Origin of the sequence: Nocardioides sp. Leaf285 (assembly GCF_001422955.1) — a bacterium.
Lineage (GTDB): Bacteria > Actinomycetota > Actinomycetes > Propionibacteriales > Nocardioidaceae > Nocardioides > Nocardioides kribbensis.
The window spans coordinates 707,572-724,733 of sequence record NZ_LMNH01000003.1; the positions used below are offsets into that span (position 1 = coordinate 707,572).

Genomic DNA, 17,162 nt, shown 5'->3' on the forward strand with positions numbered 1-17,162 from the left:
CCGACCCGCCCTGTCAGCGGCCGTCGAGCTCCGTGGCCGGCGCCAGGTCGCCGCTGCGCGTCACGAGTCGGCCCGTGGGCGTGAGCACGGCCGAGCCGCGCAGGCGGCGCCCGGGCTCGTAGCGCAGGTCGCGGGGCACGGCGCGCTTCTCGCTGGTCTGCCACAACGTCCCGCTGTCGCGGTCGACCCGGGTGTCGAAGCCGTAGGTGCTCAGCTCCAGACGGTCCTCGAAGACGTCGAGGCGCAGGTAGGTGGTGCCGCCGAAGGCGAACAGGCCGCCGTGGGTGACCTGCACCGGCTGACCCCGGCGGGCGATGGCCGTGACGTCGTGCACCTCGCCGGCCAGGTAGAGGTCGACGTCGGCGCTCGTCATGGCCCGCCACATCCTCGACCGCGGGCCGTCGTCGAGCCGGAGCCCGGAGGAGCCGGACGTGCGCACCGGGCCGAGCGCCGGCACGTGACCCTGCACGACCACCCACCGGAAGCGCTCGCGTCCCTCCGCCAGGGTCCGCCGGAACCAGCGCAGGTGCGCTCCGGAGAGGTCGAGGCGCATGCCGTCGCGTCCGGCGCCTGTCGCGGGTCGTGGCTCGAAGACGTCGACCGAGACGAGCATGACCTCGGGTGACAGCGCGGTCCAGTACGACGTCGCGGCGTACGGCGTGCCCACGGGGCGGTGCGAGCGCGCGTAGCGGGCGCCGACGAGGGCCTCGGCGAAGGTCCGCTTGTAGGTCGGCACCGCGGCGAGGTCGAAGGAGCCGCCGGGCCAGGGGTCGTCGCCGATCTCGTGGTCGCCCACGGCCACGTGGGGCAGCGGCAGGCCGTGCCGGGCGAAGAGGCGGGCCCAGGCGCCGAAGTAGAGCGCGCCGGCGCGTCCGACGGCCGCCCGCGCCCGCGCCGGGGTGTCCACGGGTCCGAAGATGCCCGTGCGGTCGACGTCGACGCCCCAGTGCCCCTCGACCAGGTCGCCGGCGACCAGGACGGCGTCGGGCTCCTCGGCCCGCAGCTGCTCGAGCACGACGCCGGTGGCCGTGACGTAGCGGTCGTTGATCGAGTTGTGCACGCCGTCCCAGCGGGCCAGCCCCGACACGTCGCCCACGTCGGCGTTCATGAAGTCGGGGCTCGACACGACGGTGAGCACCGGGTCGTCGCCCCGGTCGGGCAGGGGCACGGCGGTGTCGCCGAACCCGCCGTCGCCCGGACGGCGCTCCACGCCGTGGGCCGTCGTGGCCGTCGTTGCCGTCGGGGTCGCGGCGAGGGCCGGGCCCGTGGCGGGGCTGGTGAGGCCGGCGGCCGTGGCCAGGGCGACGAGCCCGGCGGCGGTGCCGGTGCGGAGGGAGCGGAGCGGCACGGATCCACCTCGGGGCCGGGAGCGGGCCCTCACCGTAGGCCGCCGGGACCGCGTGGCGGGGTGGAACGACGCGACCGGCCCGCGCCGCGAAATCAGCGGCGTGCGAGCCAGCGCAGGACCGCGCGCTGCACCTGCGCCGACTGGGCCTCGAGGGGCAGGGCGCTGCCGGCGCCGCGGACGGTGCGCACCGCCACCGCGGGGCTGGAGGAGAACCGGTCGGCCTGGGCTGCGGCGGAGTCGGCGTCGAAGCGCCGGTCCTCGCTGCCGTGGAGGAGGAGCACGGGCTCTGCGATCCGGTCGGTCGTGGCCAGGGAGGCGCCCAGCGCCGAGGCCAGGCTGGCGACGTCGCCGCACGGCACGGCGTTGCGCCGCTCGGCGGCGGCGCGCTGGACCGCGGCGGGCGCGGAGGAGAACAGCAGGTCGCGGAAGTCGCGGGCGCTCGCGCCGTACGCCGTGTAGCCGCCGGCGCTCGCCAGGCAGGCCGACGACTGGCGCACCGCCTCGTCGAGGGCGCGACGGGTCGCGCCCGTGTCGGACCACGACATCAGCACCAGGCCGTCGACGTCGGTGAACTCCGCGGCCTCGAGCTGTGCGATCGCGGCGCCGGTGCCGTGTCCGTGCACGACGACCTTCGCGGCGTGCAGGGGAGTGCTCCCCACCGGGCCCGAGGTGAAGACGAAACGCCCGCTGCGCAGGTGCTGCACGACCTGGTGGAGCATGGTCGCCTGGGCGCCCAGGCAGGTGGCGTCGCCGTCGGGCAGCGGGCTGGCGTCGTAGCCGAGGCGGTCGAGCACCAGCGAGGTCTCGCCGCGCCGGGCCAGTGCCGCGGCGTAGTCGAGGGCGGGTCGCCCGGGCATGCGCCAGAACCACGACCCGGTGCCGGCGTCGTGCGCCAGGACGTTGACCCGCGTGCTGCCGGTCTGGCCGAGCACGTCGCGCCGGGGTCCGACGAGGCGTGCGCGCACGGGGTAGGCCTCGCCGTCGGCGACGCAGGGCACCGAGGTCTCGTTGAGGTTACGCAGGTCGAAGCGCACCGGGTGGGACACGACGCGGTCGGCCCCGGTGCGCGTGACGCCGGAGCCGTCACCGACCGCGGCGGTGCCGGCCGCGACCGGCAGGAGCACCGCCGCGACGACGGCGAGGACGAGGGCGAGCGCCGGCAGCGGGCGGCGGCCCATCGGGCGCGACGTGCGGGGGAGCGACATGTGTTGAACATAATTCAACAAGGGCCGTCGTGGCGTACTGACGGTATGTGACGTCGCTGACGTCCGCCCGCCTCGACGGGCACCGCACGGGGTCGCGGTGGTCCACACTGAGGGCGTGCAGCGCGTGGTCGTGGTCGGGGCGGGGGTCGTCGGGCTCACCTGTGCCCTGCGCCTGCTCCAGGCCGGGCACCGCGTCGACGTGGTCGCGCGCGACCTGCCGCTCGAGACGACCTCGGCGGTGGCGGCGGCGCTCTGGTACCCCTACCGCGCCGGACCGCAGGAGCGGGTGAGCGGGTGGGCGGCGACCACCCGCGAGGAGCTGGTCGCCCTCGCCGCGGCCGACCCCGACGGGGAGCGGACCGGGGTGCGTGTCGTCGTGGGCACCGAGGTCCTCCGTGCGGCGACGCCCGATCCGTGGTGGGCCGGCGCGGTGCCCGACCTGTCGCGACCCACGGCGACGGACCTGCCGGCGGGCTTCGTCGACGGCTACCGGTTCGCGGCACCGGTGGTCGAGATGCCGCGCTACCTCAGGTGGCTGCAGCGCGAGGTGCTGGCCGCGGGCGGCTCGCTGACGCGGCTGGCGCTGGGCTCCCTGCCGGCGAGCGGCCCGCACGCAGCGCTGGTGGTCGACTGCGCAGGGCTCGGCGCCCGGCTGCTGGCCGGCGACCTCGCGGTGACCCCGGTGCGGGGCCAGGTCGTGCGGGTCGCCCGGACCGGGGTCGACCGGTGGTGGCTCGACGGCACCGGACCGACGTACGTCGTGCCCCGGGCCGACGACGTGGTGGTGGGCGGCACCGCGGAGGAGGGCGTGTGGGACCGCACCCCGTCGCTCGCGACGGCGGCAGGCCTGCTGGAGCGGGCGGAGGCCCTGGTGCCGGGGATCTCGGCGGCTCCGGTGCTCGGGCACGCCGTGGGGCTGCGGCCGGCGCGACCGCACGTGCGCCTGGAGCGGGTGGGCGACGTGGTCCACTGTTACGGCCACGGGGGCGCCGGCGTCACGCTCTCCTGGGGGTGCGCCGACGAGGTCGCCGCCCTGGTGTGACCGAATCGGTACGACCCACGGATCAGGCGGGACGCGTCACGCGTCCCCCGCGGCCTATTGTCGCTGCGTGGAGGATCGACCACCCGACGAGAGCGCTCTCATGCGCGGGGTCTTCGAGGCGTCGCCCGACGCCATCGTGGTGATCGACGCCGACGGTCGGATCGTGCGCGCCAACGCCCAGTGCTCGGCGGTCTTCGGGCACGACCCTGACGACCTGCTGGGGGAGCCCGTCGAGGTCCTCGTGCCGCCGCGGCTGCGCGAGGCCCACCCTGCGCGACGCGGGGCCTTCACCGGCGGTGGCGGCGCCCGGGCCATGGGACTGCTGCAGCTCGCGGCGGTGCGCGCCGACGGCACCGAGTTCCCGGCCGAGATCTCGCTGGCGGCGGTCTCCCACGACGGGGAGCCGCTGACCTGCGCCACGGTGCGCGACGTGACCGCGCGCCTCGCGCTGCAGCAGGAGTCCGACCGGGTGCGCGAGGAGCTCCTGGCCACGGTCTCCCACGAGCTGCGCACCCCGCTGACGTCGATCATCGGCTACACCGAGCTCCTGCTCGACCTCGGCGAGAGCCAGGTCGGCCCGGCGGCGCGCCGCATGCTGGCCATCGTGGAGCGCAACGCCAACCGCGAGCTGCGGCTGGTCAACGACCTGCTCGACCTGGCCTTCCTCGACGACCGCGAGCACATGGACGCCGAGCCGGTCGACCTCGTCGAGGTGGTGCGCGCCGCCGTCGACGGGGCGCGGGTCGGTGCCCGGGGCCGGGGTCTGGAGCTCTCCTCGACGCTCGCGGCGGGCGTGGCCCCCGAGGGGGCGCGTGCCCTGCTCGTGACCGGCGACGAGCAGCGGCTCGGGCAGGTGCTCGACAACCTGCTGTCGAACGCCGTGAAGTTCACCGCTCCCGGCGGGCGGGTGCTCGTCGACTGCGCGCCGCGCGAGGGCGACCTGGCCCTGAGCGTGAGCGACACCGGCACGGGCATGGAGGCCGTCGAGGTGCCGCAGATCTTCGACCGGCTCTACCGCTCGCCGCGGGCGGTGCGCGACCAGGTGCCGGGAGCGGGCCTCGGTCTGTCCATCGTGGACAGCATCGTGCGGGCCCACGGGGGCCGGATCGAGGTCGACAGCGAGCCCGGGGTCGGCACGACGGTCTCGGTGCTGCTCCCGGCACGCGTGGAGCCGGTGGCCTGAGCGGCGCGGGCGCTCAGGGTCAGCCCGGGGGGTCAGCCCGGACCCTCGCGCAGCGCCTCGTCGAGGGGCAGCACCCGCACGACGGCGGCCGCGGGCACGGGGCCGTAGACGTGGGGGAAGGTCTCGGCGTCGGCCCGACCGGGCTCCACCGGCTCGTCGACCACGTCGCACCCCAGCAGCGCGGGGTCGATCTCGAGGAGCACCAGGGCGTCGGGGCAGTCGGCGTAGAAGCGCGCGTGGACCCCGCGCCACTGGTCGGCGCGGCTGGCGTGGACGAAGCCCTCCTGCTCCAGGCTCACGCCGCGGGTGGAGGTCGTGTAGGTGCCCGACTCCCGGGCCGCCTCCCAGTCGGTCGCGAGCGCCACGTGGAAGAGCCGGGGCGCACCCGCAGCGGAGGTCGCCACGGTCAGAAGAGCCGGTGGGTGGGGTCGTCGACGCCGCGCAGGGCGTCATAGTCGACGAGGGCGCAGGCGATCCCGCGGTCGGTGGCCAGCACCCGGGCCTGGGGCTTGATCTCCTGGGCGGCGAAGATGCCGCGCACGGGCGCGAGCAGCGGGTCGCGGTTGAGCAGCTCGAGGTAGCGGGTGAGCTGCTCGACGCCGTCGATCTCCCCGCGCCGCTTGATCTCGACGGCGACGCTGCGGCCCTCGGTGTCGCGGCACATCAGGTCGACCGGGCCGATCGCGGTCGGGAACTCGCGGCGCACCAGCGTGAGCCCGGGCGAGAGGGTCGCCGGCTGCTCGGCCAGCAGCACCTGCAGGTGCTTCTCCACCCCGTCCTTCTGCAGGCCGGGGTCGACCCCGAGGTCGTGGGAGGAGTCGTGGAGGACCTCCTCGATGAGGATCCGCAGGGTGTCCTCGGGCCCCTTGGCGCTCGCGCGGCTGCGCACCGTCCACTCCACCTGGCCCTCCTCGGTGGTGGCCTCGCGCAGCGTGCAGGGCGGCGACATCCAGTTCAGCGGCTTGTAGGACCCGCCGTCGGAGTGCACCAGCACCGACCCGTCGGCCTTGATCATCAGCACCCGCGTGGCCATCGGCAGGTGCGCCGTCAGCCGTCCGGCGTAGTCGACCTGGCAGCGCGCAACGACGAGTCTCACGGGCCAGGAATCTACAGTGGCGCCCGTGTCCGACCACCCGCCGCTCCCCCCGGCCTGGCGCGTGCGCCACGCCCGCCCCTCCGAGCTGCGGCGGCTGGCCGCCGTCGAGGACAGCGGGGGAGCCCTCTTCCGCGCGCACCTGGGGGAGGACCTGCCGGCCGCGCTGCTCGCCCCGGCGCCCTCCGGGCTCGACCGCGCGGCCCTGCCCGGCTCCGTGCTCGTGGCCGTGCACGGCACGGACCAGGAGGTGGTGGGTTTCGCCCACGTCGTGGACCACGGCCACGAGGAACCGGGGGCGGTCCACCTCGCGCAGCTCTCGGTGCTGCCCTCGCACGGTCGTCGCGGGATCGGCACGGCGCTGGTGCGCGCGGCAGAGGAGGAGGCGCGCTGGTCGGGCGCCGGGCTGATGACCCTGACCACCTACCGCGACCTGCCGTGGAACGGACCCCTCTACGCCCGCCTGGGGTACGCCGAGCAGGCGCGGCCGCCGGCGTACGTGGCGCGCGCGCTGGCCGCCGAGCGGGCCGCGGGCCTCGAGCGCGGGGGCGCCGTCGCCGCGGGTCCGCGGGTCGCGATGTCTCGCCGGCTGGGACGTCGTGGGGCCTGAGCGGGTCTGGATCGTTCAAGTTACCGGTGAGTGAACTAGTTCACGGCCCGGGTCGGTGACGCGTGCCATGATGCCGCCCATGACGAGCCTCGAGACCACTCCCGACACCTCCGCCGACGCCGGCCGCGACTTCACCGCCATCGGCGTGGTGGGGCTCGGGACGATGGGCGCCGGCATCGCCGAGGTCTTCGCCCGGCACGGCTTCGCGGTCGTCGGCGTCGAGCTGAGCGAGGAGAGCGTGGCGCGCGGCCGGCAGTACCTCGAGCACTCCACGGGGCGTGCGGTGCGCCGCGGCAAGCTGACCGAGGAGGAGCAGGCCGAGCTGCTCGGCCGGGTCACCCTGACCACGTCGCTGAAGGACCTGGCCGACGTCGACCTGGTCGTCGAGGCCGCGGTGGAGTCGATGGCGACCAAGCAGGCGATCTTCCGCGAGCTCGACGCGATCGTCGGTCCCGACACGGTGCTGGCCACCAACACCTCCTCGCTCTCGGTCACCGAGCTCTCCAGCGCCACCTCGCGCCCGGGCCGCGTGGTGGGCGTGCACTTCTTCAACCCCGCCCCGGTGCAGAAGCTGGTCGAGGTGGTGCGCACGGTCGTCACCGAGCCCGCCGTGCTCGACGACGTGCAGGCGCTGCTCGGCCGCCTGGGCAAGAGCCCCGTGGTCTGCGGCGACAAGGCCGGGTTCATCGCCAACACGCTGCTCTTCGGCTACCTCAACCACGCCGCCTCGATGTTCGAGGGCCGCTACGCCTCGCGCGAGGACATCGACGCCGCGATGCGCTTCGGCTGCGGCTACCCGATGGGCCCGCTGGCGCTGCTCGACCTGATCGGCCTCGACACCGCCTACGAGATCCTCGAGACGATGTACCGCCAGGGCCGCGACCGCCTTCACGCGCCCGCCCCGATCCTCAAGCAGATGGTCACCGCCGGTCTGCTGGGCCGCAAGACCGGGCGCGGCTTCTACACCTACGAGGCCCCCGACAGCCCGGTCGTGGTCGCCGACGCCGCGACCCCGTCGGCCGACGAGCTGCCGCAGCTGCGCCACGACATCCGCCAGGTCGGCGTCGTCGGCACCGGCACCATGGCCAGCGGCATCGTGGAGGTCTTCGCCAAGGCCGGCTACGACGTGCTCGTCGTGGGCCGCTCGGCCGACAAGGTCGACGGCGTCAGCGCCACCGTCACCCGCAGCTTCGACAAGCAGATCCAGCGCGGGCGGGCCACCGAGGAGGCCAAGGCCGAGGTGCTGGCCCGCATCAGCGGCACCACGAGCCTGGAGGACCTGGCGAGCGTGGACCTGGTGGTCGAGGCCATCGCCGAGGACCTCGCCGTCAAGACCACCCTCTTCGAGAACCTCGACGAGATCTGCAAGCCGGGGGCGATCCTGGCCACCACCACCTCGAGCCTGCCCATCATCGCCATGGCCACGGTGACCAGCCGGCCGCAGGACGTCGTCGGCATGCACTTCTTCAACCCCGCCACGGTGATGAAGCTGGTCGAGGTCGTCTCCACGGTGGCCACCTCCGACGAGGTCACCGAGACCACGCGGGCGCTGTGCGCGGCCGTGGGCAAGGTCGCGGTCTCGTGCGGCGACCGGGCCGGCTTCATCGTCAACGCCCTGCTCTTCCCCTACCTCAACGACGCGGTCAAGATGCTCGAGGCCCACTACGCCACCGCCGACGACATCGACGTGGCCATGAAGCAGGGCTGTGCCCTCCCGATGGGTCCCTTCGAGCTGCTCGACGTCGTGGGCAACGACGTGTCGCTGGCCATCCAGCGCGAGCTCTACCTCGAGTTCCGCGAGCCGGGCTTCGCCCCGGCCCCGCTGCTCGAGCACCTGGTCACCGCCGGCTACCTCGGCCGCAAGACCAAGCGGGGGTTCCGCGACTACTCCGCCCGCTGAGGCACAGGCACAGCCGCAGGGCAGCGGGCGAGGGGCTGGCGGTCCCTCGGGGGCTCCGTACAGTGGGGACATGGAGTACCTCCTCGTCCTCGCCCTGGTCCTCGGTGCCATCGCCGTCGCCGCGCTGGCCGGCCGGGGCCATCAGCGCAAGGTGCTCGCGGCCAAGGAGGCCGAGCTCGCGCCGGTGCGCAAGCTGGCGGCCGAGGACGTGACCGCGCTCGGGGTCGAGCTCCAGGAGCTCGACCTCGAGCTGGCCGGCCAGCCGCTCGACGCCGGCGCCAATGCCGACTACCAGCGCGCGCTCGACGCCTACGAGTCGGCCAAGGCCGCCGCCGACGCGATGGAGCGGCCCGACGACGTGCGCCACGTCACCGAGATCCTCGAGGACGGTCGCTACGCGATCGCCTGCGTCCAGGCCCGCGTGGCCGGCGAGGCGCTGCCCACGCGCCGTCCGCCCTGCTTCTTCGACCCCCGCCACGGGCTCTCGGTGACCGACGTGCCCTGGACGCCGACCGGGGGAGCCCAGCGCGACGTGCCGGCCTGCGCCCTCGACGCCGAGCGGGTGCGCGCCGGCGCCGACCCCGACATCCGCAAGGTGATGGTCGGCTCGCAGCGGGTGCCCTACTGGCAGGGCGGCCCGGCCTACCAGCCCTACGCCCGCGGCTACTTCGGGTCGTTCACCACCATGGACTTCATGTTCATGGGGCTGATGTTCGGTGCCTTCGGAGGCTTCGACGCCATCGGTGAGATCGGCGAGGGCCTGGGCGAGGCCGTCGGCGGCGTCGGCGAGGGCCTCGGCGACATGTTCGACGGCTTCGACTTCTAGCCCGGTCAGGACGGCAGGGTCATCCGCACGGTCGTGCCCCCGCCCGGGGTGTCCTCGACGAGGAGACGTCCGCCGTGCAGCGACGCGATCCGCGCGCAGGTGGCCAGCCCGATGCCGTGACCGTGGTCGGGATCGCTGTCGTCGCGGCCGAACATGTCGAGCACGCGCGCCCGCTGGGAGGCCGCGATGCCCCGGCCGTTGTCGACCACCGCCAGCTCGTGGCCCTGCGGGGTCACCGCCGAGGTCACGACCACCCGCGGTGCGCGGTCGGGGGAGCGGAACTTCACGGCGTTGCCGAGCAGGTTCTGCAGCAGCTGGCGCAGCAGCGCGGGATCGGCCCGCACCGTCGGGGCCGCGAGGTCGCGCCGCACGAGGCCGCGCGCGGCCGTGTCGCCCAGGTCGACGACGACCTGGTCGAGCACGTCGTCGAGCGCCACGTGCTGCCGCTCGACCACGTGGCCGCCGACGCGGGCGTGGCGCAGCAGGGCGTCGAGCAGGTCCATCATGCGTCCCGACGCCTGGTCGGCGCGTCGCAGCAGCTCCCGCCCGCGGGGGCCGAGGGATCCGGCGTACTCGTGGTCGAGGATCTCCAGCCAGCCGGTGAGCACGGTCAGCGGCCCGCGCAGGTCGTGCGAGGCCACCGCGGCCACCTGCTCCAGGTCCTGGTTGGAGCGCTCGAGCTCGGTGGTGCGGGTGGCCAGCTCGCCGAGCAGGTGCTCGAGGCGGGCCCGGTCCTGCATCTGGGCGCTCACGTCCTCGACGTGGGCGACGACGTGGATGGGCGTGCCGTCGTCCTCGCGCACGACCGCGGCGGTGACCTCCACCCAGACGTGGTGACCCGCGGCGTGTCGCCAGCGCTGCAGCAGCCGGGAGGACTCCTGCTCGCCGGTGAGGCAGCGCGCCGACTCGACGGCCGCCACCGCTGCGTCGTCGGGGTGGACCACGTCGCTCGAGGCCAGCGCGCGCAGCGACTCCGCGTCGCGACCGAGCAGGGCGCACAGGGCGCGGTTGACGCGCAGGAAGCGGCCCTCCACCGAGAGCAGGGCCATGCCGAGCGGGGAGCTGTCCATCGTCATCCGCCACCGCTGCTCGGCCCGGGCGAGGGCGCGCAGCGCGGTGTGGGCGGCGCGGGCGTCGTGGTCGGCCACGGCGTCGCCGCCGGAGGTCGCCGCCGGGGTCAGGACCTCGGGGCCGACGACCGGGCTCCTCACGAGGCCGAGCCCGCCCGGGCCGGCGTACGCCGCCCCAGCGTCTCGACCGCCGACACCAGGCCGGCCCCGCTGAAGGGCTTGTCGAGCACCTCGTCGACGCCGGCGGCGTAGGCCGCGGCGTGGTCGCGGCGCGCGGTGACCATGAGCAGCGGCAGGCCCCGCAGCGCTGGGTCGCTGCGCACCGCCCGTGTCAGCCCCAGGCCGTCGAGGGTCGGCATCATCCAGTCCAGCACCACCGCGTCGAAGCCGCCCGCGAGCAGCCGCCGCAGGCCGCAGCGACCGTCGGGCGCCAGCTCCACGTCGTGCCCGGCGCGGCCGAGGAAGATCTCCATCAGCGTCGACAGGTCCGGATCGTCGTCCACCACCAGAATGCGCATCGTTCGGGTCCGTCCCCCCTCGGACGGGCGGGCCTCGCGCCCGCCTCGTCCTCCCCATCGGCCGTCGGGGCGGGGACCTGAGGCACGCCTACGGACGGCGGGAGGCAGCGCCGCCCGCTGCTAGGTTGCCGCCCATGTCGCACCGACCCACCGCCCGGAGCCCGCGCACGACGTCCCCGCTCCTCGTGCTGCTCCTCGTGCTGCTCCTCGGTCTCACCGTCGGGCCTCTGCTCGCTGCCGCCCCGGGCGGCGCCTCGGGTGCGAGCACCGGCGCACCGACGGCGGGGGAGCGCGCCGTCGAGGAGCCGTCGGCGCCTCCGGCGCTCCCGGCGGCGACCGACGTCGACTACCAGCTCGGCGGGGTCGACGAGGTGCCCGACCACGTGGGGATCGTCGTGCGCGACCGCACCGAGGAGCCGGCAGGGGTCTACGACGTCTGCTACGTCAACGGCTTCCAGACCCAGCCCGACGCGCGGCGCTTCTGGCGCGAGCGCTGGTCGCTGGTGCTCAAGGACGACCGGGGCCGACCGGTCGTGGACTCGGCCTGGGGGGAGTGGCTGCTCGACCTGCGCACCGCCTCCAAGCGCGAGCGCGTGGCCCGCATCGTGGGGCGCTGGATCGACGGCTGCGCCCGCGACGGCTTCGAGGCCGTCGAGCTCGACAACCTCGACTCCTTCCTGCGCAGCGACGGTCTGCTGAGGCGGGCACAGAACCTCGCGCTCGCGTCGCTGTTCGTCGAGCGCGGCCACGAGTCCGGCCTGGCCGTGGCCCAGAAGAACCTCGCCGGCTACGACGGCACCCGCATCGGCTTCGACCTCGCGGTGGCCGAGGAGTGCGGACGCTACGACGAGTGCGACGCCTACACCGAGGTCTTCGGCGACCAGGTCGTGGTCGTGGAGTACCGCGACCGGGACTTCGAGGCGACCTGCGCCGGCTTCGGGGACGCGCTGCCGGTGGTGCGCCGCGACCGCCCGCTGCGGCCGGCCTACGACCCGCGGTGGTGCTGACCGGCCTCCCGCCGAGTCCCCCTGCCCAGCCGGTCGCCCAGCCGGTCGCCCAGCCGGTGGCTCAGCCGTCGCTCTGGCGGGCGCGGTAGGCCGCGACGGCGTTGCGGTTGCCGCAGGTGGTCGAGCAGAAGCGGCGCGAGCGGTTGCGGGAGAGGTCGAGCACGACACCGTCGCAGTCCTCGTCGGCGCAGACGCCCAGCCGTGACATCTCGTCGGTGCGGATCACGTCGATCATGGCCATCGCGGTCTCGACGGTGATCCGGGTGACGAGCGGCGCGTCGGGCAGCACGGCGTGCACGTGCCAGTCGTAGGGCTCGTGGCGCACCAGCTGGGGCAGCGCCCGGGCCTCGCTCAGCATCGCGTTGACCAGCTCGACGGCGTGGTCGCGCTCGGCGGTCAGCAGCTCGCGCAGCACCGGCCGCAGCGCGCGCACGGCGTCGAGCTCGGCGCGCGTGCGGTCGTGGCGCCCGGAGTACTCGAAGTCGGCGAGGAACCGGTCGAGGTCGGCGACGCTCTCCAGCGTGTCGGGGGGCTCGGCGGAGTTGGCGAGCACCACGGCGGACTGGAGCGACATCTCGGTGTCATGGGCGAAAACCACGTTGACAGGTTACCCGACGGCCCGTAGCGTCATGGATCATGACGACGATGACTCATGACGCCACCCGGTCGGCCGGCGGTCCCGCCGATGGCTCCCGCCTGGTGTCGGGGCTCGTGCTCGCCGTCGTCTCGGCGACCGCCTTCGGTGCGTCGGGCGCCCTGGCCCGTGGGTTGCTCGACGCCGGGTGGACGCCGGGCTCGAGCGTGCTGGTCAGGGTGGGGCTGGCCGCCCTCGTCGTGCTGCCCTTCGGGCTGGCCTCGCTGCGCGGGCGGTGGTCGCTGCTGCGCCGCAACGCCGCCCTCGTGGTGACCTACGGCGTGCTCGCCGTGGCCGGTGCGCAGTTCTGCTACTTCTCCGCGGTGCAGCACATGCAGGTCGGGCCGGCGCTGCTCATCGAGTACACCGCGCCCGCGGCCGTGGTGGTGTGGCTCTGGCTGCGCCACGGCCAGCGACCCGGACCCGTCACCCTGCTGGGCGCGGCGCTGGCCGCCGCCGGTCTCGTGCTGGTGCTCGACCTGCTCTCCGGCGCCGACCTCAGCGTGGTGGGCGTGCTGTGGTCGCTGGGGGCGATGGTGGGGGCCGCGTCGTACTTCGTGATCTCCGCCGACGAAGGCAACGGGCTGCCTCCGCTGACGCTGGCCGCCGGCGGCCTGGTCGTCGGGGCAGCGGTCCTGGGCCTGCTCGGCCTGGTCGGCGTGCTGCCCATGGCCGGGTCCACGCGTCCGGTCACCTACGGCGCCACCACCGTCGACTGGTGGGTGCCGCTGGTGCTGCTCGGCCTGGTGACGGCGGCCCTGGCCTACACCACGGGCATCGCGGCCGGGCGTCGCCTGGGCTCGCGGCTGGCCTCCTTCGTCGCCCTCCTCGAGGTGCTCGCCGGCGTCGGCTTCGCGTGGCTGCTCCTCGACGAGCTGCCGCGCCCGGTGCAGCTGGCCGGCGGCCTGCTCATCCTGGCCGGCGTGGTGGCGGTGAAGCTCGGCGAGCGGGGCGTCGTCCGGGTCGAGCCGACGCCGGCGTGAGGCGACCCGTGGCGCGGGGGCCGGATCCGCAGATCGCCTGAAGCCCGCCGCCGGTCGTCCTACGATGAGCGGGTGAGGACACCGGGGCGCCGTGACGGGGTCGCCACCGCCGCCGCCGCAGCCGGCGTGCCCGTCGATGTCCGGCTCGACGACGCGCTGGGCGTGGTGGGTCCGTCGGTCGCCGGCAGTGCGGGCGACGTCGTCGTGCCGACCTCCGGGGTCGCGGCCGACGTCGACCCGGTCCGCAACGCCGAGCGCGCGGCGCTGCGCGCCGCGGAGGTGCGTCGTTATCGCCTGCCGGAGCTGACCCGGCTCCCGGAGCTGCGCGCCATCGTGGAGCTCGCCGCGCAGGTCTGCGAGGCGCCGAAGGCGATGCTGACCTTCTTCACCGACTCGGAGATGCACCAGCTGGCCACCCACGGCTTCCGGATCGGACCGGTCCCGAACCACGCCTCGGTGTGCCACCGCGTGCTCCACGACCCGGTGCCGCTGATCGAGGCGGACCTGGCGGCGCAGGGGGAGTGGAGCGGCTACCCGGCCGTGGAGATGGACCCGCCCGCGCGGCTCTACGTCAGCCAGCAGCTGCGGACCCCCGCCGGCGTGCCCTTCGGCTCGCTCTGCGTCCTCGACTCCGCGCCGCGTGAGCTCGATGCCGCCCAGCGCGCCGCCGTGGCCAACCTGGCCGAGCGTGCCGTCGACGTCCTGGAGCTCGCCCTGCGCTCCCGACAGCTCGACGAGGCGCTCGCCGAGGTCAGCGCCTCGCGCGACGAGCTCGAGCGGTCGAACGCCCAGCTCGCGGCCTACGCCGGACAGGTCACCCACGACCTGCGCAACCCGCTCTCCGCGATCGCGGCCTCGCTGGAGCTGATGGAGGACGTCGTGGCCGAGGGCGGACCCGACGGGTCTGCGCAGCTCAGCGCCCTGGTGGTGCGAGCGAGGCGCAGCGCCCACCGCATGGAGGCGCTCATCTCCGACGTCCTGTCCTTCGCCGGCATCGGCGGGGAGCTCGAGCTCACCGAGGTCTCCCTCGAGCGCCTGGTGGCCGAGGCTCGCGAGGACCTGGCGACCGAGCTGGAGGGTGCCTCGGTCGTGGTCGGCCCGTTGCCGCACGTCCGCGCCGATGCGGTGCAGCTGCGCGTGGTGCTCCAGAACCTCCTCGGCAACGCCGCCAAGTACGTCGCGCCCGGCGCGACCGCCCGTGTCGAGGTGCGCACCGAGCCCGCGAGCGAGCCGGGCTCGGTGCGGCTCGTGGTGGTCGACCACGGCCTGGGCGTCGCCGAGGCCGACCGCGACCGCGTCTTCAAGCCGCTCGAGCGCGTGCACACCGCGGTGGCCGGCACCGGGATGGGTCTGGCCACCTGTCGCCGCGTCGTCGAGGCGCACGGCGGCGGGATCGGTCTCCGGGGTACTCCCGGAGGAGGTGCGACCGTGTGGCTCGAGCTGCCCGGTGCCGTCCTGCCCGCCGCGGAGGTCTGAGCCGCTCGCCGGCGGTGGTCGAGGAGCGGCCGCCAGTGTCACGGTGGTCGAGGAGGGAGCGCCCGCGCGGACCCCGGTGGTGGAGGAGGGAGCGCCAGCGTCCCCGGTGGTTGAGGAGGGAGCCCCAGCGACCGTCTCGAAACCACGGCCCCGCACGGTGGTTGAGGAGGGAGCGCCAGCGACCGTCTCGAAACCACCCTCACGCGACAGCAGAACCCCTTCCACAGATCGATCCATACACCTAGCCATCGAATGCCTGTTCGAATAAACTAAGCGCATGCTCCTCGACCTCGACACCACCGGCGCCGTGGTCGACGTCGACTCCCTCGAGGCCGACGACGTCCTGGAGTACGCCGCCGACACCGCCCGATCCGTACGCGCCGCCGAGCGTCGCACCCTGCGGGTCATGGCCCGCTGGGGAGCCCTGAACCCCGACCGGGCCTACGCCTGGTCGGTGCCGGGGATGATCCGCCACGGCCTCGACGAGTTCGCCGCCGAACCCCTCGCGCTGGCGTTGGAGATGTCGCCGGTCAACGCCGGCTGCAACCTCGCGGAAGTCATGGAGCTGGTCCACCGCCTGCCCCGCATCTGGGCGATGGTCGAGGACCTCACCCTCCCCGGCTGGCGCGCGCGGCGGATCGCCTCCCAGACCCAGGTGTTGAACGACACCGGTGCCGCGTACGTCGACCGCAAGGTCGCCGCCCTCGGCCCCCGCGCGCAGAGCCTGGGGGCACGACGGATCGAGCTGTTCGTCGCCGAGGCGGCCGCCAGGCACGACCCCCACGCCCAGGCCGCCCTCGAAGAACGAGCACGCGGTGGGTGGAACGTGCGGGTGACCCACGACATCGACCGCGGCTCCGCCTCCGGCACCTCCTGGCTCGAGGCGACCGGCGACACCCAAGACCTCACCCGCTTCCACGACCTCATCTGCGCCACCGCCGCCGAGCTCGGCCGCCACCAGACCTCGACCGGAGCAGTGGTCGAGTCCCTCGAGGTCCGCAAGGCCCGCGCCATCGGCGTCATCACCGACCGCGCCCAAGGCCTCACCGCCCTCGACTCCGTCGAACCCACCACCGCTAAGGAACGGGTGGTCTACCTCCACCTGCGCCCCGAGGACCTCGCACGCGCCGAGACCCTCGCCGCCCTCGAAGCCACCCATGACGAACAGGAATCCCCGCCGCCCACCGAGGCCCCGGCCATGGAGCCCCCGCCCGACCCCCGGGACCTCCCCACCCCCGCCGACCACGAGACCGTCCCCGCGGAGCAGGCCACGGCCCCGGTGGCTGAGGAGCGAGCGCAGCGAGCGTCTCGAAGCCCCGCCGCGACCACCGACAACGACCCCGAGACCACACCCGCCGAACAGACCACGACCCCGGTGGCTGAGGAGCGAGCGCAGCGAGCGTCTCGANGACCGCGGCGACCGCGGCGACCACGGCGGCCACGGCGGCTGAGGAGCGAGCGCAGCGAGCGTCTCGAAGCCCCGCCGCGACCACCGACAACGACCCCGAGACCACACCCGCCGAACAGACCACGACCCCGGTGGCTGAGGAGCGAGCGCAGCGAGCGTCTCGAAGCCCCGCCGCGGGCAAAGCTCCCGAGACCACCGCCGGACAGGCCACGGCCCCGGTGGCTGAGGAGCGAGCGCAGCGAGCGTTTCGAAGCCAAGCCCCGGCCACCGACGAACAGCCCGCGAACGAGCAGCCCGCCGACGAGCAGCCTGCGGGCGACCCGTACCGCACCACCGGCCCCGACCTGCGCCCCACAGCGGTCCATCGCCACCACGAGACCAGCCACCTGTCCCAGATCGACCGCACCGGACCACCACCCGGCACCGCGGTCGTCGAGGGCCTCGGCGTCGTCTCCACCACCACCCTGCGCCGCTGGCTCCTTGGCACCAAGGTCTACGTGAGACCCGTCATCGACCTCGACCCCACCACCGCCGGCGCCGTGGACCGGCACGACCCACCACCGTGGATGCGCGAACACGTCACCCTGCGCGACCCACGCTGCGCGTTCCCCGGCTGCAGCGTGCCGTCACGACGCTGCGACCTCGACCACATCCAGCCCTACCGAGACCCCGACCACGGCGGGAAGCCCGGCCAAACGCATCCGTCGAATCTCGCGCCCCTGTGCCGCCACCACCACCGGCTCAAGACCACCGGCTCCGACGGGAGTCCACCGTGGACCTACCACCGGCATCCCGACGGCACCTACGCCTGGACCAACCCCCACGGCTGGACCACGCTGGTCCGCGCCGGCTGAGCGGG

The 17,162-nt window shown here is 74.6% G+C and carries 15 protein-coding genes and 1 pseudogene; 9 read left to right on the forward strand and 7 right to left on the reverse strand.

What is annotated here, in order from left to right; genetic code table 11:
• Positions 1-13 precede the first annotated feature (13 nt).
• Together ASF47_RS11665 and ASF47_RS11670 are read right to left on the reverse strand one after the other, a co-directional pair.
• Positions 14-1,348, reverse strand: a complete 1,335-nt coding sequence (locus tag ASF47_RS11665) for a metallophosphoesterase family protein (RefSeq protein WP_056864137.1) — start codon at positions 1,346-1,348, stop codon at positions 14-16.
• 92 nt (positions 1,349-1,440) lie between these two features.
• Complete coding sequence (locus ASF47_RS11670) at positions 1,441-2,553, reverse strand: alpha/beta hydrolase (protein ID WP_056864138.1); 1,113 nt, start codon at positions 2,551-2,553, stop codon at positions 1,441-1,443.
• Positions 2,554-2,668: 115 nt separating this feature from the next.
• On the opposite strand from ASF47_RS11670, the gene ASF47_RS11675 reads away from it, so the two are divergent.
• Together ASF47_RS11675 and ASF47_RS11680 are read left to right on the forward strand one after the other, a co-directional pair.
• A complete protein-coding gene (locus ASF47_RS11675; RefSeq protein ID WP_056864139.1) occupies positions 2,669-3,595 on the forward strand; it encodes an FAD-dependent oxidoreductase in 927 nt (308 codons plus the stop codon).
• 67 nt (positions 3,596-3,662) lie between these two features.
• Entirely contained in the window at positions 3,663-4,778 is a 1,116-nt protein-coding gene (locus tag ASF47_RS11680; protein WP_156697864.1) for a sensor histidine kinase, read from the forward strand.
• Between the two features lie 32 nt (positions 4,779-4,810).
• On the opposite strand, the gene ASF47_RS11685 is transcribed toward ASF47_RS11680, so the two are convergent.
• Positions 4,811-5,182: a DUF952 domain-containing protein gene (locus ASF47_RS11685; RefSeq protein ID WP_056864141.1), complete on the reverse strand. Its 372-nt coding sequence runs from the start codon at positions 5,180-5,182 to the stop codon at positions 4,811-4,813.
• A 2-nt stretch (positions 5,183-5,184) separates the two neighbouring features.
• Positions 5,185-5,874 carry an endonuclease NucS gene (nucS, locus tag ASF47_RS11690; RefSeq protein WP_056864142.1) on the reverse strand — a complete coding sequence of 230 codons (690 nt, stop codon included), beginning with the start codon at positions 5,872-5,874 and terminating at the stop codon, positions 5,185-5,187.
• 25 nt (positions 5,875-5,899) lie between these two features.
• On the opposite strand from nucS, the gene ASF47_RS11695 reads away from it, so the two are divergent.
• From ASF47_RS11695 to ASF47_RS11705, 3 genes are all read left to right on the forward strand, one after another.
• Positions 5,900-6,481 carry a GNAT family N-acetyltransferase gene (locus tag ASF47_RS11695; RefSeq protein ID WP_056864143.1) on the forward strand — a complete coding sequence of 194 codons (582 nt, stop codon included), beginning with the start codon at positions 5,900-5,902 and terminating at the stop codon, positions 6,479-6,481.
• 79 nt (positions 6,482-6,560) lie between these two features.
• A complete protein-coding gene (locus tag ASF47_RS11700; RefSeq protein ID WP_165699041.1) occupies positions 6,561-8,381 on the forward strand; it encodes a 3-hydroxyacyl-CoA dehydrogenase family protein in 1,821 nt (606 codons plus the stop codon).
• Positions 8,382-8,451: 70 nt separating this feature from the next.
• Positions 8,452-9,207: a hypothetical protein gene (locus ASF47_RS11705; RefSeq protein ID WP_056864144.1), complete on the forward strand. Its 756-nt coding sequence runs from the start codon at positions 8,452-8,454 to the stop codon at positions 9,205-9,207.
• 5 nt (positions 9,208-9,212) lie between these two features.
• On the opposite strand, the gene ASF47_RS11710 is transcribed toward ASF47_RS11705, so the two are convergent.
• Together ASF47_RS11710 and ASF47_RS11715 are read right to left on the reverse strand one after the other, a co-directional pair.
• Positions 9,213-10,418 (reverse strand): sensor histidine kinase, encoded by a 1,206-nt coding sequence (locus ASF47_RS11710; RefSeq protein WP_056864145.1) that lies wholly within the window; start codon positions 10,416-10,418, stop codon positions 9,213-9,215.
• A complete protein-coding gene (locus ASF47_RS11715; protein WP_162242273.1) occupies positions 10,415-10,780 on the reverse strand; it encodes a response regulator transcription factor in 366 nt (121 codons plus the stop codon). Before ASF47_RS11715 ends, ASF47_RS11710 begins: the two co-directional genes overlap by 4 nt.
• Positions 10,781-10,929: 149 nt before the next feature.
• Here ASF47_RS11715 and ASF47_RS11720 point away from each other — a divergent pair, with 149 nt between their 5' ends.
• Positions 10,930-11,802, forward strand: a complete 873-nt coding sequence (locus ASF47_RS11720; RefSeq protein ID WP_082500233.1) for an endo alpha-1,4 polygalactosaminidase — start codon at positions 10,930-10,932, stop codon at positions 11,800-11,802.
• 61 nt (positions 11,803-11,863) lie between these two features.
• Here the strand turns inward: ASF47_RS11720 and ASF47_RS11725 are convergent, their stop codons facing one another.
• Positions 11,864-12,400 (reverse strand): CGNR zinc finger domain-containing protein, encoded by a 537-nt coding sequence (locus tag ASF47_RS11725; RefSeq protein WP_056864147.1) that lies wholly within the window; start codon positions 12,398-12,400, stop codon positions 11,864-11,866.
• A gap of 38 nt (positions 12,401-12,438) precedes the next feature.
• Here ASF47_RS11725 and ASF47_RS11730 point away from each other — a divergent pair, with 38 nt between their 5' ends.
• The 3 genes and pseudogenes from ASF47_RS11730 to ASF47_RS21890 all read left to right on the forward strand — a co-directional run.
• Positions 12,439-13,419 (forward strand): EamA family transporter, encoded by a 981-nt coding sequence (locus tag ASF47_RS11730; RefSeq protein WP_056864148.1) that lies wholly within the window; start codon positions 12,439-12,441, stop codon positions 13,417-13,419.
• A 72-nt stretch (positions 13,420-13,491) separates the two neighbouring features.
• Complete coding sequence (locus ASF47_RS11735; protein WP_056864149.1) at positions 13,492-14,895, forward strand: sensor histidine kinase; 1,404 nt, start codon at positions 13,492-13,494, stop codon at positions 14,893-14,895.
• Positions 14,896-15,172: 277 nt separating this feature from the next.
• Positions 15,173-16,303, forward strand: a pseudogene (locus tag ASF47_RS21890) (hypothetical protein); the annotation flags it as partial.
• Positions 16,304-17,162 lie beyond the last annotated feature (859 nt).

What these genes read in the sequence shown, in the direction of transcription:
- ASF47_RS11670 (WP_056864138.1), bottom strand. Translation starts at nt 2,553, where the DNA reads ATGTCGCTCCCCCGCACGTCGCGCCCGATGGGCCGCCGCCCGCTGCCG.
- ASF47_RS11700 (WP_165699041.1), top strand. Translation starts at nt 6,561, where the DNA reads ATGACGAGCCTCGAGACCACTCCCGACACCTCCGCCGACGCCGGCCGC.
- ASF47_RS11705 (WP_056864144.1), top strand. Translation starts at nt 8,452, where the DNA reads ATGGAGTACCTCCTCGTCCTCGCCCTGGTCCTCGGTGCCATCGCCGTC.
- ASF47_RS11720 (WP_082500233.1), top strand. Translation starts at nt 10,930, where the DNA reads ATGTCGCACCGACCCACCGCCCGGAGCCCGCGCACGACGTCCCCGCTC.
- ASF47_RS11730 (WP_056864148.1), top strand. Translation starts at nt 12,439, where the DNA reads ATGACGACGATGACTCATGACGCCACCCGGTCGGCCGGCGGTCCCGCC.